Below are 18,364 nucleotides of genomic sequence, written 5' to 3'. Positions count from 1 at the left end.
TTTCGCTCGCCTGTATGCAGGTAAGTACCGGGTATGTTTTGTCGAGAATTGGCGACAGGAGTACAGACAATGAGCGCCGTAAAAAACACGCCTCTGCACAAGAAAAATGGCACCGCTGCCGACACCAAGCTGTCGATGCGCGCCGCCCGTGAAGCCCAGAATGGCCTGGCGGCCACCCTCGCCAATGTACGAGCCACCCAGGACGGCCTGACCGAACTGGACGCCTCGGCCCGCCTGCAACGGGAAGGCTATAACGAAGTCGCCCATGACAAGCCACCACACGCCATCGTCCAGTTCCTGCAGGCACTGAACAACCCGTTCATCTACGTGCTGTTGACCCTGGGCGGCATCAGCTTTGTCACCGACTATTGGTTGCCACTGCAGGCAGGTGAAGAAGTCGATCTGACCAAAGTCATCATCATCATGACCATGGTGTTGCTCAGCAGCCTGCTGCGCTTCTGGCAGGAACACCGTTCGGCCAAATCCGCCGAGGCCCTGAAGGCGATGGTACGCACCACCGCCACCGTGCTACGTCGCGAACAGGTCGGCGCCCAGCCCACTTTGCGCGAAGTGCCGATGCGCGATCTGGTGGCCGGCGACATCGTGCAGTTGTCGGCCGGCGACATGATCCCCGCCGACATCCGCCTGATCGAGTCACGCGACCTATTTATCAGCCAGGCCGTGCTGACCGGTGAAGCCTTGCCGGTGGAGAAGTACGACACCCTGGGCGATGTCACGCAAAAATCCGCCTCCAACCTCGCCGTCGACCAAGGCAATCTGCTGGACCTGCCGAACATCTGCTTTATGGGCACTAACGTGGTGAGCGGCCGCGCCAAGGCGGTGGTGGTGGCTACCGGACCGCGCACTTACTTCGGCTCCCTGGCCAAGGCGATTGTCGGCTCCCGGGTGCAAACCGCCTTCGACCGTGGCGTGAACAGTGTCAGTTGGCTGCTGATCCGCTTCATGTTGGTGATGGTGCCGATCGTGTTCTTCCTCAATGGCTTCTCCAAGGGGGACTGGGGCGATGCCTTCCTGTTTGCCCTGGCGGTGGCCGTCGGCCTGACCCCGGAAATGCTGCCGATGATCGTCAGTGCCAACCTGGCCAAAGGCGCTACAGCCATGGCCAAGCGCAAAGTGGTGGTCAAGCGCCTCAACGCGATCCAGAACTTCGGTTCAATGGATGTGCTGTGCACCGACAAGACCGGCACCCTGACCCAGGACAAGATCATCCTTGAGCATCACGTCAACGCCTTCGGCCAGCGCGACGACGCGGTGCTGTCCCTGGCCTGGCTCAACAGCTTTCACCAGAGCGGCATGAAGAACCTGATGGACCAGGCCGTGGTGCAGTTCTCGGCGCAAAACCCCAAGTTCCAGGTGCCATTTGCCTACAGCAAGGTCGATGAATTGCCCTTCGACTTTGTACGCCGTCGCCTGTCGATCGTGGTCAAGGATGCCGCCGGTGACCAGTTGCTGGTGTGCAAAGGGGCCGTGGAAGAGATGCTGAGCATTTCAACCCACACCCTGGAAGACGGCGCCGCCGTACCCCTGGACGATCGCCGTCGCGAGGCACTGCTGGCGATTGCCAACGACTACAACGAAGACGGTTTCCGGGTACTGGTGGTCGCAACCCGCCATATCCCCAAGGCATTGGCGCGTCAGCAATACACCACTGCCGATGAACGCAACCTGGTGATCCAGGGCTTCCTGACCTTCCTCGACCCGCCGAAGGAAACCGCGGGCCCGGCAATTGCCGCGCTGCAACAGATTGGCGTGGCGGTCAAAGTGTTGACCGGCGACAACGCGGTGGTCACCAGCAAGATCTGCCGTCAGGTCGGTCTTGAGCCAGGCCAGCCGCTGCTGGGCGTGGAAATCGAAGCCATGGACGACGCCACCCTGCTGCGCCGCGTGGAAGAACGCACGGTGTTCGCCAAGCTGACACCGCTGCAAAAATCCCGTGTGCTCAAGGCGCTGCAAGCCAACGGCCATACGGTGGGCTTTCTCGGCGACGGCATCAACGATGCACCGGCGCTACGGGATGCCGACGTGGGTATTTCGGTGGACAGCGGCACGGATATCGCCAAGGAGTCGGCCGACATCATCCTGCTGGAAAAGAGCCTGATGGTGCTGGAAGAAGGCGTGCTCAAGGGCCGCGAAACCTTCGGCAATATCATGAAGTACCTGAACATGACCGCCAGCTCCAACTTCGGCAACGTGTTCTCGGTGCTGGTAGCCAGTGCGTTCATTCCGTTCATGCCGATGCTGGCGATCCACCTGCTGCTGCAGAACCTGATGTACGACATCTCCCAATTGGCTCTGCCGTGGGACAAGATGGACAAGGAGTACCTGGCCAAACCGCGCAAGTGGGATGCAAAAAATATCGGCCGCTTCATGATCTGGATCGGGCCGACCTCATCAATCTTCGACATCACCACCTTTGCCCTGATGTGGTACGTGTTCTCGGCCAACAGTGTGGAAATGCAGACCCTGTTCCAGTCCGGCTGGTTTATCGAAGGGCTGCTTTCGCAAACCCTGGTGGTGCATATGCTGCGCACCCGCAAGATTCCGTTCTTCCAGAGCACGGCCGCCTGGCCGGTGTTGATGATGACCTGCATCGTGATCGCCTTGGGCATCTACGTGCCGTTCTCGCCGCTGGGCACCCTGGTGGGTCTGCAACCGCTGCCGATGGCGTACTTCCCATGGCTGGTAGGCACCCTGCTGGCTTACTGCTGCGTCGCTCAACTGATGAAAACGATCTACATCCGCCGCTTCAAGCAGTGGTACTGATCCCCCGCCATTCAAACGGTGGTGGTCGCCCGGCCGCCACCGCGCAATACAAGGATGCTCCCTATGCGCGTCTTGATCTGTGCAGGTCGTCATTACGCCGACACCAAAAAGTCCCGCCACGTGCTGGACGCTTACCACCGCCTGCACCCAGTGCAGGTGTTGATCCACGGCGGCAACCAGTTCCTCGGCAGCGAGATCGAGGAATGGGCGCGGGAAATCGGTATAGACGTGGTGCGCTACCCACCCAATTGGCAGCGCCACGGCAAGCAGGCGGAACGCCAGCGCAACCACTTCATGCTGGCCGACAGCCGCCCCGACCTGATCATCGCCCTGCCCGGCGGTGACGATACCTCGGAGCTGGTCTGCCAGGCCAAAGCCAGCGGCATTTCGGTGCTGACCGTAGAAAGCTGAATTCAAGCGAGGTGCATCATGCACAACCCACACAACCCGAAGCACCCGGACGGGTTTGCCAAATATCGCGCGCGCCATTTGCGCAGGGCGCGTCCCACCCTGCTGCTCTTGCCACCGGCCAAGCGCCGCGCCTTGCAGCGCAACCTGATCTTTATCGGCGTGACGCTGGGCACGCTGTTGATCCTCGCCCTGGTTTCCAAGGCGAATGCTGCCGGCGGCGCCTACGTGGTGGATGATGGCGCGATCAATGCGCCTGGCGAATGCAACATCGATGCCTGGCACACCGCCAATCGGCACGCAGGCAGTACGCACAACGAAACCTTGTCCCCGGCCTGCACGTTCAGTGGTATGCCATGGGTGCAGTGGGGCGCGGCGTTATCGCGGGCCACTGACGCGGGAAAGGGCGAAACGCAAGTCAGCCCACAGGTGAAGGCGCAGCTGTTGTCACGAGAAGACCTGGGGCTGGAGTTGGCAGTCGCCGCTGGGGCGCACATTGCTCTCGATCGTCAGCACGCATTCGACGGCGCTGACTTCAACCTGCCGTTAACGTGGCAGGCCATGGATGCATTGCGCCTGAACCTGAATGCCGGCTGGAACCATGCCTATAACGACGGCGCGCAACAGCACCGCCTGACCTGGGGCATGGGTTTCGAATACCAGCTTGCGCAGGTGTTGACGTTGATTGGCGAACGCTATGGCCAGGAAGGCGGTGAACAAGCATGGCAGGCGGGGCCGAGATTCCACGTCGGCAAGTTTGTCGACGTGGACCTGGTGGTCGGGCGCAGTTTGACTGGGGACCGTGCCCAGTGGCTGACCACTGGGGCTACTTTCAGGTTCTAGGCCTTGGCCTGTTGCTCCAGGTGTACCTGCAACTGCGGGTCGATTTGCAGCTGCCCGGCCAGATCGTCCAGGTAGTTGCGCTCGGCGTCCTGCTGATCATTGACCAGCAGGACGCTGGCCAGGTAAATCTCCGAAGCGATTGCTGGGTCCTTGGCATATTCAGCGAAATCTGCGGCATCCAGTGGCTTGGCGACTTCGGCGTCGAGCCACTGCTGCAGTTGTGGATCGTCGGTATGACGGCCGATCTCGGTAGAGATCATCTTTTTCTCTTGCTCATCGATCCTGCCGTCCGCCTTGGCTGCTGCGATCATTGCACGCAGTACGCCGTGGCTATGGGCTTCGGCTTCAGGCCCTTCAAGCTGGTCAACGGTCTGGATGGCTTGCTGCGGTGCATTCGCCTGCTGACGTTGCCACGCTTGATACGCCTGGAAGGCGGCCATGCCGAGAGATGCCAGCGCCGCGTAATTCATTCCGCCGCCGCTACGCGTCTGGGTCGTGCCGCCTGCCGGAGGGCCGCCCAACAAGCCACCCAGGCCACCCAGTAAACCACCCAAGCCGCCACCGGCTGATGCATTGCCGGTACCGGCGTTTTTCAACAAACCTCCAAGCAATCCGCCCAGGCCGCCGCCCGAAGCGCCGCCGCCTTGCTGCCCTGCTCGCCACAGTTGTTCCAGTAGATCGCTGGTATTCATGGTGTCGCCCTCCCGGGGCGCAATAATGGCGTTTATCAAACATAGTTCGCCTGCGATGGAACACCATGACCGCCGGGCGGGCAAGCTTTATGATGTCGCCACCATGCCGTCAAGGGAGAACCGCGGTGAACCGCATCGAGCATATTGGGTTGATGGCCCACTACAATCAATGGATGAACCTTAAGGTCTATGCCGCCGCCGGCACCTTGACCGACGCGGAGTTGACGGTGGATCGCCAGGCGTTTTTCGGCTCGATCCTCGGCACCTTGAACCACCTGATGCTGGGCGACACAGTCTGGCTCAAGCGCTTTGCCGAACATCCGGCGGGCTTTCGCGCGTTGGCACCGTTGAGTGACATCCCTACACCGGTGGATCTCAAGCAATTGGCCTTTACCAACTTGAGTGAACTGTCAGCCCATCGCGCCTGGCTGGATCAATTGATCATTGATTGGGCCAACACGCTGCAGGAGTCTGATCTGGAACAGCGCCTGCGCTACCACAACATGCGCGGCGTGGCAGGCGAGAAGCCCTTCTTCGGCCTGCTGGTGCACTTTTTCAACCACCAGACCCACCACCGGGGCCAGGTGACAACACTGCTGACCCAGGCTGGCGTGGACGTGGGTACTACCGACCTGCTGGCACTGATTGACTGAACGCGGGCACAGCGCATTACACAAATCTTGTGGGAGCGGGCTTGCTCGCGAATGCGGTACGTCAGGCACTGAGCCAGTTACTGAAGCACCGCTTTCCCGAGCAAGCCCTCTCCTTTACTTCACCTTGCTGCTCAACGTTTCCACACTGCGCTTCAAATCATCCAGGCCGCGCTTGAGGCCGGCGATTTCGTCTTTCTGCCGATCTAACGTATTTTTCTGCTCATCCACCGTGCGCTTGAGACTCGACAACTGGCTATCACTGCTGCTGGAACTCGCCCCGTCTTTACGCTTGAACTCGTCAAATGCACGATCCTGATCACCCATTTTGGTTTTCAGGCTTTGCAGCTCGCTTTCGCTACGCTTTTGCGCCGCTTGCAACGCCTCGATATCGCCGACGGAAATACTCGACGACTTCAACACATAGGTATTGCCCGCCTCTACCGAGGCGCCCGTCAATCTGTCTGTCGACGATGCACTGAACTCTCCCCACCGCACCGCACTCGCCGCCTGCGCCGGGCCAGCTATCGCCGCACCCAACAGCCCCACCACGCCTGCAGCCATCATCCAAGAACGCCTACGGACACTGAGCATCAACTGACTCCTTTGCGATTTGCCGGGATGGCATGTCGCTATGACTGTCATTTATGAGGCGTGTTCCTGCGGCGCAAGCATTCATCAGGACTTAACCCCAAGGCCCTGTAGATCACTGATCTGCCACGCTTTTTCATCGGTATCTTTATGCAGGAAAGCGCGCTTCGAGGTTGCGCCGAAGCGACAGGATCTATATATTCCCAACCCTGCTACACCGCGCTACCGCCCGAATGGCGAAACTGGTAGACGCATGGGACTTAAAATCCCCCGCTCGTAAGGGCGTCCCGGTTCGATTCCGGGTTCGGGCACCATAGATATCAAGGGCTTGCCAGGGAAACCTGAGCAGGCCCTTATCTTTTCAGCTCCGCAATTCTCTCTAAGCTCTACGAAAACCAACTGGCTCTAGAAACTTCCATCATTGAGTTGCCGAGCCGGGTGGAAGCAGCGAGGGCTAAAGTGCTTATTTACTCCAGATTGAATACTAGGCAATGGGCCTATGCGAAAGAACTCGAGTGAATAAAAACTATTTCAAAATCTTATTTAACCATTCGTCGGAATCGACGCGTTGGCAAGGTAATGACACCTTGCATTTTCCCGCCTGTAGGCTTGACTGCGGAAGCAGGTAGAACAATATACATGCAACAAATTACATTTTACTTGGAGTCCAGCATTGAGCTGGACTCCAGTATCAATTGAATATGGCGCCAGCGAGTTAACCTAACTACGGCTTTTCTGTAGCAGTGGCAAGTCTGCAGCTTTATTTTAAATAGGGAGCCAACTCATGGAATTTAAAATCCAAAAGGAATGCAAATATGGCTATCACAATCACAAACGGCGCAAGCAGAATTGTCAAGGTTGCAGTAAGTGCATGGCATACTGATACAAACCCCAGTGAGGACTACTACCCAATAGAGCAAGGTAATAGCGACACGTGGACGCGTAGCGATTCAAGAGGCTATTTAATGGTCGTCCAAGGTCTAGCAAAGACAAACGAGTACTACATTTCCTCCAGCAGCAAAATCGTTATCGAGGATGACCGTGTCAAAGATCACGGCCAATCTATTAGTCCACTAACGTCTGTCAATGCCTGATGTGTGTCGGTAAACGCATGTAGAGGCCACTCAAAACAGGAGACGGCCGAGAAAATTCATGCCCGGGTCGGAGTTGCCAACCCGACACATTAGTAAGTATTGGCACGTCCTCTTCAGTATTTTGGTGCTTCTATAGTTCCCCCATCTGCAAAAAACTCCGTAGATGTCAATCTACGGGGTTTTTAAGAGTGGAGGCCAAGGTTTTTTGCAAGAGCAATCTACGGGCGAGTGAGATCAAATCGTTCGTTCGCTTTCGTTGTTATCTCGAAGCGAGAGCAATGCCAGGCAGAAGACAGCTGCATGACCGATCTCTACATACTGACCGGCTAATTGGCCGAGTCAGCATGAGAAGTGATCTGGCCGTGATCAATATATTGAGGGCGAGCCATCAATAGGCCGCCACACTACTTAACCGCCTCTTGGATGCACCTTGAGAACCGTGAATTACCGCCCCGCAATAAAATCAGTCAATTGACTCACCAACCCAAGGCACCTTAATAATTTTTAAGAATATATCAACAAGTTATATAACATATTTAATTTTTAAATAACACTAAACCCATAAGTCCTTTATAAATGACTACCACAACAAGAAGGCAACGAAAACGTGATAAGCATATAACACTTCAAATCAATGGACACGAAGGAATGTACTCGTATGACTATCTTGGCGAAAAATCTTGTTAGCCCACTCACCACTTCGGCGCAGCTGCGAACAAGTGAAGATTACCAGGCACTCTATAATTTTTCACACACCTATGATCGAGGAGGATTTAATTCCTCACAGGGCAAGCCGTCTTACACTATTGCGCAGGCCGCGGATGAAATAACTCGAGGAGGTTACTATTGGGGTGACAACGACCACAATGGGAAATACAACTTCACCTACAGCTTTCTGACTTCAGAAAGTCAAGCATACGCCTCCGAGAATGTTTCTGGCTTCAGCGCATTCAACGCTCAACAGAGATCCCAGGCAGCCCTTTCGTTCCAATCCTGGTCGGACGTCGCCAACATTTCATTCATCGAATCCAGAAGCGGAGGCGACGCACATATATCACTGGGTAATTATAGTAACGACCTGCAGCATGGAGGTGCCAGGTCGGCTTTCGCCTTTTACCCTAATAACAGCGGAAATAGCGATGCGTTGTTTTATACCAATCAAAACTATCAAGAAAATTTAACACCGGCAAACGGCAATTACGGTCGTCAAACCTTGACCCATGAAATTGGTCACACACTTGGACTGCAGCATCCAGGTTCGTACGACGCCAGTGTGGGTCAACCGTCGTATTCGGATGCGAAATATGCCGAAGATACACATGCTTACTCCGTGATGAGTTACTGGAGCGAGAGCAACACCAACCAGAACTTCAGTAAAGGTGGTGTCGAAGCCTATGCTGCGGGCCCGCTGATCGACGACATCGCCGCGATCCAGAAGCTCTACGGTGCCAACTACAGCACTCGCGCCGGTGACACGACCTACGGGTTCAACTCCAATACCGGGCGTGATTTCCTCACTGCCACATCCGATGCCGACAAGCTGGTGTTTTCGGTATGGGACGGCGGCGGCAAAGACACTCTAGACTTCTCCGGTTTCACTCAAAACCAGAAGATCAACCTCACTGCCACCTCGTTTTCTGATGTGGGCGGCCTGGTGGGCAACGTGTCGATCGCCAAGGGCGTCACCATCGAGAACGCATTCGGCGGTTCGGGCAACGACCTGATCATTGGTAACCAGGTCGCCAACCTCATCAAAGGCGGGGCCGGTAACGACCTCATCTACGGAGGTGGCGGCGCAGACCAATTGTGGGGCGGCGCCGGCAACGACACGTTCGTGTACGGTGCCAGTTCCGATTCCACGCCACGCGCTGCGGACAAGATCTTTGACTTCACCTCGGGCTCCGACAAGATCGACCTGTCGGGCATTACCAAAGGTGCGGGCTTGAGCTTCGTGAATGCATTTACCGGCCATGCCGGCGATGCTGTGCTGAACTATGCCTCGGGTACCAACCTGGGCACCTTGGCTGTGGACTTCTCCGGACACGGTGTGGCGGATTTCCTCGTCACCACCGTTGGCCAGGCAGCCGTCAGCGACATCGTGGCGTGATACAAAGCGCGGCGCTTGGCGCGCCGCGCTCAATGATTGGAAAGGAACTCACGATCAAATACTCAGTTCTACCCATGCAGCTGCGCCCCACTATTGCTGCAATGTGGAGCGGCTGCACTTCTCCCTAGTTGATTTCGGTTACGAAATTTTCGCGAGAGCGCCGTACTTTTTTCAGGTTTACCAGCCAGTCAGACTCTGCTGCCCGATACCCCAAAGGCAGGAGCACCACACTGCGCAGATGCCTGGTTCCCAGTCCCAGAATCTCATCGACAGCCGATGGGTCGAAACCTTCCATGGGCGTCGCGTCGACTTGCTCGGATGCCGCGGCGATTAAAGCCGAGCCCAGGCCAATATAGGCTTGGCGCGCAGCCGCTTGATAGTTGGCCTCCTGCCCACGCTCGGCGACTATACCGAGGAGCATTTGACGGTAATCTTCCCAACCCTGGTTGACGGTAGCTCGTACCGTATTGGTCAGGTCGAACATCATGTTGACACGCTCAGGCGTGATGTCATCCCAGGCGGCGAACACCAGTAAATGAGAGCAGTCGGTCACCTGGGACTGATTCCAGCTGACCGCCTTAATCTTTTCGCGAATTTGCGGATTGGTCACCACCAGCAATTCAAATGGCTGGAGCCCGCTCGACGTCGCCGTCAGGCGTACCGCCTCCAGGATTCGCTCCAGCTTTTCAGCAGGTATTGTCTTGGACGAATCGTAACTTTTCGTCGCATAACGCCAATTCAGCAACTCGGTTATTTTGCTCATTCTTCACATTCCACGTAGGTCAACGGTGTTTATCCAGCCCAATCCGATTACCTTCCGGATTACGCTGCGGCTTATACTGCGGATTAAAGTCAACTTGAAGGTCAAGCAAAAAATGAAGATAGGCGAGATTGCGCGACGTACCGGCCTTGCTGCTTCAGCAATACGCTACTACGAGGAGCAAGGCCTGCTGGACGCCCCCACGCGCGACATGAACAACTATCGCTATTACAGCGAGTCCACCATTAAACGCCTGGAAGTCGTGATCCACGCGCAAAGGCTGGGGTTTTCCCTCGACACCATTCGTGGCCTTTTCCTTCATGACGGGAGCTGCTCCAAATCCCTCACTCTGGAACAGATCAATGTACGTCTGGAGGAGATACAGCAAATCGAAGCCACACTAAAAGTGCAGCGTGAGGAGTTGTTGATGCTGCAACAAACCCTTGAAGAAAGCCTTCGTACTGGCATCGCACCGGGATTGGATTGCCCGCGCAGCGCTGAGCGATCAAGGCCTGATCGAGCCGTAGTCATGCGAAGCAAGCACATGATGGCTACCGGCAAGTGAGGAAAACGCGATACTGCGGGATATAGATTGCTATAAAACGATAAGCAAGAAAAAACCCCACAGCATCAGCGATCCTGTGAGGTTTTACCGCCAACTGTACCGATGCCGCATCAAACCACGCTGATCATCTCTGCGCTCAGCTGTGCCGCATTGAACCCCACCAGGGTGACACTGCTGTCCCCCGCCAGAATCACGCTGTCACTGCCGTTCTGGGTGGTGGACCCGATTACAGCATCGGCGCTCGCAAACAACGACTTGGCGAACACCAGCAGATCATGCCCGTTCTGATGGATGTTGAAGTCGCTGATCACGTCGTGGCCGAACCCGCGCTGATCGAACACAAACAAGTCGCTGCCCACGCCACCACTGAGCTGGTCATTGCCCTGCCCGCCGATCAAAACATCATTACCGCTGGCGCCATACAGCGAGTCGTTACCCATGCCGCCCAGCAACGTGTCGTTGCCGTCACCGCCGTGCAGCAGGTCATTGCCGGCGCCACCGTCGAGCCGATCATTGCCGTTCTGGCCGAATATCAGGTCGCGTGCTGCAGTGCCTTTCAGGGTGTCGGCCAGTTGGCTACCTTCAATGGATCTGGCGTAAGCCTTGTCGGCGCCGAACAGGCCATCGAAATCCAGCTTGCCGTTGGTGACCGTATAAGACGGCGTCAGCGTCTGCCCGATACCGCTGAAGATGCCACCGATAACAGGCAGTTGACCGAGCGTGTTGGCAAGGCCCGTTTCGAACTCGACATGCTCTACGCCATGCAGTTCTTTAAGGCCGTATTGGCCGCTGCTATCGTTCAAAAACAACGTACCGTCGCTCAGTTTCACGGCTTCGTAGGCGGACGCCGTACCTTTGAGAAAGACTTTGTCATCGCCTGCACCGCCAGCAACGATATCGGTACCGGTACTGACCCGGAAACTGTCGTTACCACTGAACCCGTCGAGGAAGTCATCGCTGCGACCATCCTGCAGCTTGTCTGCACTGTCGGTGCCCAGCAGGAAGGCCGGTGTACCGTAATGGTTGGAGGTGGCGGTCTGTTTGTCGCTGACCCAGGTGAAGCTGCGGCTGATCGCGTCGAGGTTGCTGATCACGATGGTGCTATCGCGCTCGATGTAATCGTAGAACGTCGACTGGGCGATGCGCTGAATGGGGTTGATAAAAATACCTTCGAGGTGCGCGGCCCATCCTGACAAGTTGGCGATGGAAAACGGACCGTTGGGCCAGGTTGGCAGGGCGTAGATCGTATCGAACAGCACGATATTGTCGGTCGTCGAGGTGTAACTGGCGTCACTCCCCTGAAGAGCGTCGATGATGGCGCTTCCCACGTTGGTTTCCTGACCGGTGAGGCGGTGCACCACATCGTTTTCAAAACCGAAGTTGTAGATTCCGTCGCTGTTGCTGGACTTGGGTGACTCCATGCCAAAGTAGTCCGAATCCTTGAAGAAACCGTCTGCCAGCGTGTCTTTGCCGATATACATACTGTTAGTGACTGAGCCACCCTGGCTGTAGCCGGTTACCAGCACATCCTTGCCGCTCAGGTTGTGGCCTATCGCGTAATCCTTGATTGAATTGAGCAGGTACTCATAGCCGTTGATATACGAGTTATCGATCATGGCCGGCCAGCCCAGCAGATCAGTCAGGGAGTTGGTGCCGGCAATGGAAAACCCCATTTTCAGCAATTGACCACTGTCATCGTATTGACCAAACACCCTGGCCTGGGAACCGAACACGCCATCGCCGGTGAAGCTTCCGGTGATATCGGTGTGACTGCTATCAACGCTCAGTTCATTGGCGCCGATTTCACGCCAGCCTTTGGGCAATGCAAAGGTGTTGCCCTCCCCCAGTACCGCACCTGGAAGGTTGTAGAGCGCGCCTACGGTCGCGACACCGCTGGTGTAAGTGGCGAGGTTCCAGGCATCTGAAATCAGCACACGGGCATCTTGACCCTTGTAATCGAATATAGCCATGTCAGTACTCCTTGAGCCCAGCGATCAACACCGAAGTCGACGGTAATAACTGATACGTCGGGCTAAACAATATGCATTGAAGTTGTTGTTGTGCATTCTGTTCAGGCTGCTTCTTTTCTTAATATCGACTTTGACCATTAAGGAAGCTTGTCAACATTAGCGTAGAAACATTGCCGTACATCGACCGACTATCGGATTGTAAGGAGCTGTTATTAAGCACCCATACAAAAAAGCGCCGGGAGCGCTATTTAACAAACAATAAGTGGGCGTTTGTTTTTTACGTGACTAATGGGTCAGGACTAATTAAACCCGCCGCGCGCGTTATGGATGACTTACTCAACCCAATAACGATCCAATATCAAATAGCGATGCAGATAACACTCGCCCTCAGGAAGAAAAAACTTCAGCACCTTGTCGCGCCGGCTTTTGATATCGGGGCACTTGCTGCCTGGCCAATTGCGCCTGCACGCCCGCGACAGCTTCAAGTACTCTCTGCGCCCACTGCCCATCCTGCGGGTCAACCACGACCACACGAAAGCCATGTTCATGACCTTCTATGCGCACGCCCTCGGAATCATCCACGTGTAAATCGATATCGAAGGCCGACGGAAGCTTCGACGGCGTGTTCAACAGCCCGCGCGCGTTGAGGGCTTGGTTATGCACGACGCTGTTCACCACGCCATCGACGCGTATGCCGTACAGCATCAGCCAACGCCTGATATACGAAGGCGCCCGGCCTGACGAGGTGTAAACCCAGATGCTGCACCCCTGGCGCCGTAGCTCCCGGGTCAGGGAGCGGGTGCCGACACGCAGCGGCTCGCCCCACCAGCGATGGACGCAGGCCGGCAACCAGCTGCTTTCCACGGGGGAATGATCAAGTTGGCAGGCCAGGGTGTCGTCGATATCAAACGAGATCCGTACGCGTGGCCGTGTGAGCAGACGCGTGGACAGGGCTTGAACGAGTAGGTTGGCGGACGTTCGGCATTTGCCCGCAAAGGTTTGATACCTGCTCATCATTGGCCTCCCTGATAGATTGGTTGCGGTGCGTCGCTCAAGAAAAACACACCCGGATCAGGCGCTTGTTCCTCCAGGAACGCGGCGTACTTTTTCTTGATCTTGGGCAATTCATACAGGGCCTTCACCCCATGTTTGGCCGAGTTGCGGATCACCGAGGAGGGGTTGAAGTAGCCTTCGGCGTTTTCGAGTGTCAGCACGAACGGCGGCAACCCTGCACGCATCAGCAGGTAGCTGACGATCAGCGAGCCACTGCGGTTATTACCTTCGATGAACAATTGCGGTTTGCTGAGGATGCGTACATACACACCTGCTGCACGCTTCCACACCGATTCACTGCGGTAGGCGCAGTACCAATTGAACAAGTCCTTGATGCCACCCTCAACGTTGTTGAAGAAGTGCTCCTCGGTTGCGGCCAGGTGTTGCGCGTATTCCAGGCGGCGTGCCGGATCTCGACCACAGAGCACCGTGGCGTTGATCTCCAGCATCAGGTCAAGGTGGTGCAGATCAAACAGGTCCACGCCCTGGGCGACGTAGTCGTCAACCAGCGCATAACCTGCAAGCACATTCTCCAACACCTCGTCCGTCAGCGGGTCCCGCGGCTCGGTAAACTGCGTGCTGAGCTGGGCAAAGCGGCTCTGCACCTTACGCAGGGCGCGTTCAATCGCTGGCAAATCTAGACGATGCGTTACAGGCATTGGCATTCCCGAGAAGACGTTGGCGCAGGTGCGGCTGTTATCGAACATGGATGGTTCAGCTGAACTTGCCGCTGATGTAATCCTCGGTCATCTGCTCACGCGGGCTGCCGAAAATCTGCGCAGTCGGGCCCATTTCCACCAGGTAGCCAGTGCGCGTGCCTTGGGAAATATCCACCGAGAAAAACGCCGTGGTGTCTGCTACGCGGATGGCCTGCTGCATGTTGTGGGTCACCAGTGCGATGGTGTAGTCCTTCTTCAATTCCACCATCAGCTCCTCCACCCGGCGGGTCGCGATGGGGTCGAGGGCCGAACACGGCTCATCGAGCAACAGCACTTCCGGCTCGGTGGCGATGGCGCGGGCGATACACAACCGCTGCTGCTGACCACCAGAGAGCGACAAGCCACTGACCTTGAGCTTGTCCTTGACCTCATCCCACAGCGCCGCGCCTTGCAGGGCGTGCTTGACGCGGTCGCCCAGGTCGCCTTTGTAGCGATTCAGGCGCAGGCCGAACGCGACGTTGTCGAAGATGCTCATGGAAAACGGGTTGGGCTGCTGGAACACCATGCCGATATAGCGGCGTACCACCACCGGGTCGACGCCCTTGCCATACACGTCCTGGCCGAGGAAATGCACGTGGCCCTCGAAGCGAAAGCCCTTCACCAAATCGTTCATGCGGTTGAGGCTGCGCAGCACAGTACTTTTGCCGCAGCCCGACGGGCCGATAAACCCGGTGATCTTGTTTTTTTCAATCGGCACATGGCTGTCACGCACCGCCATGAAGTTGCCGTAGAAAATCCTGTCCAGCTTGCAGTCCATGACCACAGGCGACTGGGTGACAAACGGAGCGGCTATTTGCGCAGTTGAGACGTTCAAAATTCAGATGCTCCCGTTCTTAATACTTGGGCTTGCCGAAGATACGGCTGACAATATTGACAACCAGCACAATCATCACCAACACCAACGAGGCCGCCCAGGCGAGCTCAAGCTGGTTGTCGAACGGCATGCCGGAGAAGTTGTAGATCAGCACCGCCAGCGAGGCCGTGGGGTTCATGACCGCGAGGTCGCCGTCGTGGTAGATCCAGTAGTTGCTGAACAGCGCGGTAAACAGCAGCGGCGCGGTCTCACCGGCAGCACGGGCCACGGCGAGCATCACGCCGGTGAGGATCGCCGGCAGGCCGGTCGGCAAAATGATCTTCCAGATCACCTGCGAGCGCGTACAGCCCATGCCGTAGGCGGCGTCCTTCATGATTTTGGGCACCATGCGCATCGATTCTTCGGCGGTGAGCACCACGATCGGCAGCATCAGTACCGCCAGGGCTACACCGCCCGCCGGCGCCGAGTAAGTACCGGTGGTCATGACCACCAGAGCGTAGGCGAACACCCCGGCCAGGATCGACGGCAGGCCCGTGAGCATCTTGGCGGCAAAGCGCGCAGTGTTCGCCAATTTGCTATCCGGCCCCAGTTCGGCCAGGAAGATCGCCGCCATGATGCCGACCGGCACCGCGATGGCAGCAGCAATGCCGACCATCACAAAGGTGCCTGCCATGGCGTTGCCGAAACCGCCGCCGGTTTCGAAGCCGGTGGGCGGCAGTTCGGTAAACACTTCCAGGCTCAGGCGTGCGCCACCACGGGTGATCAGCATGTAGAGCACGGAAATCAGCGGCACACTGGCCAGCAGCGCGCCCAGCCAGACCAGCGTTGTCAACACCAGGCTGCGCAGGGCGCGGCCTTCGAACTTGCGCTGCAGGCTGGGCACCGCGGTGATTGGGGACGTGAGGTCAGTCATTGTTTAGTACCGCGCTGGGCGTAGAGCATGATCATGGAACCGATGACGTTCACCAGCAGCGTGATAAACATCAGCACGAGCGCGGCGTACATCAACACCTCGATCTCATTCGGCCCGGCTTCGGGAAAGTTCAGCGCCAACAAGGCCGCCAAGGTATTGGCCGGCGCAAACAGCGACAGTGAGATGTTGTTGGCGTTGCCCACCAGCATTGCCAGCGCCATGGTTTCACCCAGCGCGCGGCCGAGGCCGAGCACCAGCGAACCGAAAATACCAGTGGCGGCAGAAGGCACCATCACCTTGAGAATCGCCTCCCAATGGGTAGTCCCCATACCGTAGGCAGCCTGCTTGGTTTTCATCGGCACGCTGGTCAGGGCGTCCTGGGACACGGCGGCAATCGTCGGCAGAATCATGATCGCCAATACCAGCGCCGCAGGCAGCAACCCTGGCCCGCTCAAGGAGGTGCCGAAAAACGGGATCCAGCCCAGTTCACTGTTCAACCAGGTGGTCAGTGGCCGGATCGCCGGGATCACCACGTAGATGCCCCACAGGCCATACACCACGCTGGGGATGGCCGCGAGCAATTCAACGATGGTGCGAAACACCGCCGCCAGCTTCGCCGGCAGGAAATCCTGAGTCAGGAAAATCGCCATGCTGACGCCGAAAACCCCTGCAATCAGCAGCGCAATCAGGGCGCTATAGAGCGTGCCCCAAATCGCCGGCAGGATCCCGTACTTGCCTTGGTTGACATCCCAGACACTGCCAAAAAGCACGTCGAAACCATGCTTCTCCATGCCGGGAAGGGCCTTGCGTCCCACCTCGAATACCAAGGCTGCGACCAACGCCAGAATCAGTACCACCCCGATTCGCGCAAGCCCACGGAAGGTGCGATCGACCAGGAAGTCTTTTGCAGAGGGGGGTTGGCAGGCAGAATCCGGGTTAACCGGAACGACGAAAGGTTTGATCATGGGCGAATTCCGGAACAAGGGGGGAAACGCTCCCGGCCTGGCTGACAGCCCAGGCCAAGAGCGACCTCACGGGTGTTACTGGATGTTGGCGGAAGCTTTACGCACCTGATCGACCACCGATTGCGGCAGTGGGATGTAGCCCATCGAGTCGGCGATTTTCTGCCCCTCGGTCAAGCTGTACTCGACCATTTCGCGCATGGCCTTGGCCTTGGCCGGATTACCGTTGTCCTTGCGGAAGATCATCCAGGTGTAGGACGTGATCGGGTAGGACTTGGCACCGTCCGGATCCGGCAGCCAGGCCACCAGGCTTTCCGGCATTTTCACTGCTGCCAGGGCCTCGGCACCGCTCTCGGCGTTCGGTACCACGTACTGGCCGGCCTTGTTCTGCAACTGGGCGAAGTCGACCTTGGCCAGCTTGGCGAAGCCGTACTCGATGTAGCCAATCGCGCCTGGCGTCTGGCGTACGGTGGCCGTCACGCCATCGTTCTTGGGCGACTTGATGAATTTGTCGCTGGCAGGCCAGTTGACCGTGTTGCCCTCGCCCAGCGCCGTTTTGAATTCAGGATTGATGGTCGCCAAATGCTTGGTGAACACCGCCGTGGTGCCGCTGGAGTCTGCACGCACTACCACGGTGATCGGTGTGTCGGTCAGTTTCAGGTCCGGGTTGGCGGCGACTATCTGTGGGTCGTTCCACTTGGTGATCTTGCCCAGGAAGATATTGGAATACACATCGCGTGGCAGCTTGAGGCCCTTGGGGTTGCCCGGCAGGTTATACGCCAGCACGATTTCACCCGCGGTCATCGGCAGCAATTGCACGCCTTCGGCCACCTTGGCGATGTCTTCATCTTTCATGGCCGAATCACTGGCGGCGAAATCGACGGTTTTATTCAGGAAGTCCTGCACACCGGCGCCGCTGCCCTTGGATTGATAATCCACAGTGACGCCAGCGGTCTTCTTGCTGAAGTCCTTGAACCAGGTGAGGTAGATCGGTGCAGGGAAGCTGGCACCGGAGCCGGTGAGGCGCACGTTTTCGGCGGCGAAGGTCATGGAGGAGGCACACAAAGAAACCGTAACGGCCAGTGCTGCAGACTTCATCAAGCTTTTCATTAAAAGAACTCGTTGTGGTGACGGGCTCCCGAACTGTGCAGCAGGGTTGTTACATTTTTATGAAAATTGAATGGCGAACCGGGGTTTTGTCCCTGTTTGCCGCTACAACGATGTATTTTCGGGCGATTGGTTAGTAACAAATTGCGTCTAAAATGCTGCGATCCCCTATGGCGGCATAGGTATCTACACATCTTTTGATACGGCGCTGTACCTGTGGCGAGGGAGCTTGCTCCCGCTGGCGGCCTCAGGGCCGACCCGGGTGCTGGGTCAGATCGAGTACATATCCGTTATTTAGGTAACGGCCACTATTGGTTCCGCTCTTACAGCGG

Annotated in this window: 17 protein-coding genes and 1 tRNA gene; 8 read left to right on the top strand and 10 right to left on the bottom strand. The window is 57.1% G+C overall.

All coding sequences use genetic code 11. The features are described 5' to 3' along the window. Positions 1–69 precede the first annotated feature (69 nt). From mgtA to TK42_RS22095, 3 genes are all read left to right on the top strand, one after another. Entirely contained in the window at positions 70–2,784 is a 2,715-nt protein-coding gene (gene mgtA / locus TK42_RS22105; protein WP_103735130.1) for a magnesium-translocating P-type ATPase, read from the top strand. 63 nt (positions 2,785–2,847) lie between these two features. After that, on the top strand, positions 2,848–3,195 hold the full coding sequence (locus TK42_RS22100; protein WP_005788155.1) for a DUF2493 domain-containing protein: 348 nt from the start codon (positions 2,848–2,850) through the stop codon (positions 3,193–3,195). Between the two features lie 18 nt (positions 3,196–3,213). Then, entirely contained in the window at positions 3,214–4,035 is an 822-nt protein-coding gene (locus TK42_RS22095) for a hypothetical protein (RefSeq protein WP_103735129.1), read from the top strand. Here TK42_RS22095 and TK42_RS22090 read toward each other — a convergent pair. Then, positions 4,032–4,727, bottom strand: a complete 696-nt coding sequence (locus tag TK42_RS22090; RefSeq protein WP_103735128.1) for a tellurite resistance TerB family protein — start codon at positions 4,725–4,727, stop codon at positions 4,032–4,034. The genes TK42_RS22095 and TK42_RS22090 overlap by 4 nt on opposite strands. 125 nt (positions 4,728–4,852) lie before the next feature. On the opposite strand from TK42_RS22090, the gene TK42_RS22085 reads away from it, so the two are divergent. Beyond that, positions 4,853–5,380 (top strand): DinB family protein, encoded by a 528-nt coding sequence (locus tag TK42_RS22085; RefSeq protein ID WP_103735127.1) that lies wholly within the window; start codon positions 4,853–4,855, stop codon positions 5,378–5,380. Positions 5,381–5,494: 114 nt separating this feature from the next. Here TK42_RS22085 and TK42_RS22080 read toward each other — a convergent pair whose 3' ends face one another. Further along, entirely contained in the window at positions 5,495–5,971 is a 477-nt protein-coding gene (locus tag TK42_RS22080; protein ID WP_103735126.1) for a hypothetical protein, read from the bottom strand. Positions 5,972–6,195: 224 nt separating this feature from the next. Between TK42_RS22080 and TK42_RS22075 the strand changes: the two genes are divergently transcribed. From TK42_RS22075 to TK42_RS22065, 3 genes are all read left to right on the top strand, one after another. Next, positions 6,196–6,282 (top strand) — tRNA-Leu (locus TK42_RS22075). A gap of 501 nt (positions 6,283–6,783) precedes the next feature. Beyond that, positions 6,784–7,062 carry a hypothetical protein gene (locus tag TK42_RS22070; RefSeq protein WP_078821311.1) on the top strand — a complete coding sequence of 93 codons (279 nt, stop codon included), beginning with the start codon at positions 6,784–6,786 and terminating at the stop codon, positions 7,060–7,062. A 658-nt stretch (positions 7,063–7,720) separates the two neighbouring features. Continuing rightward, positions 7,721–9,169: a serralysin family metalloprotease gene (locus tag TK42_RS22065; RefSeq protein ID WP_032803527.1), complete on the top strand. Its 1,449-nt coding sequence runs from the start codon at positions 7,721–7,723 to the stop codon at positions 9,167–9,169. 124 nt (positions 9,170–9,293) lie between these two features. On the opposite strand, the gene TK42_RS22060 is transcribed toward TK42_RS22065, so the two are convergent. Beyond that, positions 9,294–9,932, bottom strand: coding sequence for an NAD(P)H-dependent oxidoreductase (locus TK42_RS22060; protein ID WP_032875538.1), 639 nt, complete (start codon positions 9,930–9,932; stop codon positions 9,294–9,296). A gap of 25 nt (positions 9,933–9,957) precedes the next feature. On the opposite strand from TK42_RS22060, the gene TK42_RS22055 reads away from it, so the two are divergent. Further along, positions 9,958–10,494 carry a MerR family transcriptional regulator gene (locus TK42_RS22055; RefSeq protein WP_236648006.1) on the top strand — a complete coding sequence of 179 codons (537 nt, stop codon included), beginning with the start codon at positions 9,958–9,960 and terminating at the stop codon, positions 10,492–10,494. Positions 10,495–10,604: 110 nt separating this feature from the next. Here TK42_RS22055 and TK42_RS22050 read toward each other — a convergent pair whose 3' ends face one another. From TK42_RS22050 to pstS, 7 genes are all read right to left on the bottom strand, one after another. Then, positions 10,605–12,464 (bottom strand): calcium-binding protein, encoded by a 1,860-nt coding sequence (locus TK42_RS22050; protein ID WP_032875541.1) that lies wholly within the window; start codon positions 12,462–12,464, stop codon positions 10,605–10,607. A 387-nt stretch (positions 12,465–12,851) separates the two neighbouring features. Next, the gene (locus tag TK42_RS22045) at positions 12,852–13,478 is read right to left on the bottom strand and encodes a hypothetical protein (RefSeq protein ID WP_032875543.1); all 627 of its coding nucleotides are present in this window, start codon (positions 13,476–13,478) and stop codon (positions 12,852–12,854) included. Next, a complete protein-coding gene (locus TK42_RS22040) occupies positions 13,478–14,176 on the bottom strand; it encodes a hypothetical protein (protein ID WP_032880962.1) in 699 nt (232 codons plus the stop codon). Before TK42_RS22040 ends, TK42_RS22045 begins: the two co-directional genes overlap by 1 nt. Positions 14,177–14,231: 55 nt before the next feature. Next, the gene (gene pstB / locus TK42_RS22035) at positions 14,232–14,993 is read right to left on the bottom strand and encodes a phosphate ABC transporter ATP-binding protein PstB (protein WP_019817112.1); all 762 of its coding nucleotides are present in this window, start codon (positions 14,991–14,993) and stop codon (positions 14,232–14,234) included. Positions 14,994–15,069: 76 nt separating this feature from the next. Next, a complete protein-coding gene (gene pstA / locus TK42_RS22030) occupies positions 15,070–15,963 on the bottom strand; it encodes a phosphate ABC transporter permease PstA (protein WP_005788134.1) in 894 nt (297 codons plus the stop codon). Next, on the bottom strand, positions 15,960–16,928 hold the full coding sequence (pstC, locus tag TK42_RS22025) for a phosphate ABC transporter permease subunit PstC (protein WP_005788132.1): 969 nt from the start codon (positions 16,926–16,928) through the stop codon (positions 15,960–15,962). Before pstC ends, pstA begins: the two co-directional genes overlap by 4 nt. A 75-nt stretch (positions 16,929–17,003) precedes the next feature. After that, on the bottom strand, positions 17,004–18,035 hold the full coding sequence (gene pstS / locus TK42_RS22020) for a phosphate ABC transporter substrate-binding protein PstS (protein ID WP_005788130.1): 1,032 nt from the start codon (positions 18,033–18,035) through the stop codon (positions 17,004–17,006). Between the last annotated feature and the right edge of the window lie 329 nt (positions 18,036–18,364).

The organism is Pseudomonas sp. GZJR-8 (assembly GCF_002916705.1).
Lineage (GTDB): Bacteria > Pseudomonadota > Gammaproteobacteria > Pseudomonadales > Pseudomonadaceae > Aquipseudomonas > Aquipseudomonas synxantha_A.
This window is presented reverse-complemented; position numbering and strand designations above follow the sequence as displayed.

What these genes read in the sequence shown, in the direction of transcription:
- TK42_RS22050 (WP_032875541.1), bottom strand. Translation starts at nt 12,464, where the DNA reads ATGGCTATATTCGATTACAAGGGTCAAGATGCCCGTGTGCTGATTTCA.
- TK42_RS22045 (WP_032875543.1), bottom strand. Translation starts at nt 13,478, where the DNA reads ATGAGCAGGTATCAAACCTTTGCGGGCAAATGCCGAACGTCCGCCAAC.
- TK42_RS22100 (WP_005788155.1), top strand. Translation starts at nt 2,848, where the DNA reads ATGCGCGTCTTGATCTGTGCAGGTCGTCATTACGCCGACACCAAAAAG.
- TK42_RS22095 (WP_103735129.1), top strand. Translation starts at nt 3,214, where the DNA reads ATGCACAACCCACACAACCCGAAGCACCCGGACGGGTTTGCCAAATAT.
- pstC (WP_005788132.1), bottom strand. Translation starts at nt 16,928, where the DNA reads ATGATCAAACCTTTCGTCGTTCCGGTTAACCCGGATTCTGCCTGCCAA.
- TK42_RS22070 (WP_078821311.1), top strand. Translation starts at nt 6,784, where the DNA reads ATGGCTATCACAATCACAAACGGCGCAAGCAGAATTGTCAAGGTTGCA.
- TK42_RS22080 (WP_103735126.1), bottom strand. Translation starts at nt 5,971, where the DNA reads ATGCTCAGTGTCCGTAGGCGTTCTTGGATGATGGCTGCAGGCGTGGTG.
- TK42_RS22060 (WP_032875538.1), bottom strand. Translation starts at nt 9,932, where the DNA reads ATGAGCAAAATAACCGAGTTGCTGAATTGGCGTTATGCGACGAAAAGT.
- mgtA (WP_103735130.1), top strand. Translation starts at nt 70, where the DNA reads ATGAGCGCCGTAAAAAACACGCCTCTGCACAAGAAAAATGGCACCGCT.
- TK42_RS22040 (WP_032880962.1), bottom strand. Translation starts at nt 14,176, where the DNA reads ATGCCTGTAACGCATCGTCTAGATTTGCCAGCGATTGAACGCGCCCTG.
- pstS (WP_005788130.1), bottom strand. Translation starts at nt 18,035, where the DNA reads ATGAAAAGCTTGATGAAGTCTGCAGCACTGGCCGTTACGGTTTCTTTG.
- TK42_RS22090 (WP_103735128.1), bottom strand. Translation starts at nt 4,727, where the DNA reads ATGAATACCAGCGATCTACTGGAACAACTGTGGCGAGCAGGGCAGCAA.
- pstB (WP_019817112.1), bottom strand. Translation starts at nt 14,993, where the DNA reads ATGGACTGCAAGCTGGACAGGATTTTCTACGGCAACTTCATGGCGGTG.
- TK42_RS22065 (WP_032803527.1), top strand. Translation starts at nt 7,721, where the DNA reads ATGACTATCTTGGCGAAAAATCTTGTTAGCCCACTCACCACTTCGGCG.
- pstA (WP_005788134.1), bottom strand. Translation starts at nt 15,963, where the DNA reads ATGACTGACCTCACGTCCCCAATCACCGCGGTGCCCAGCCTGCAGCGC.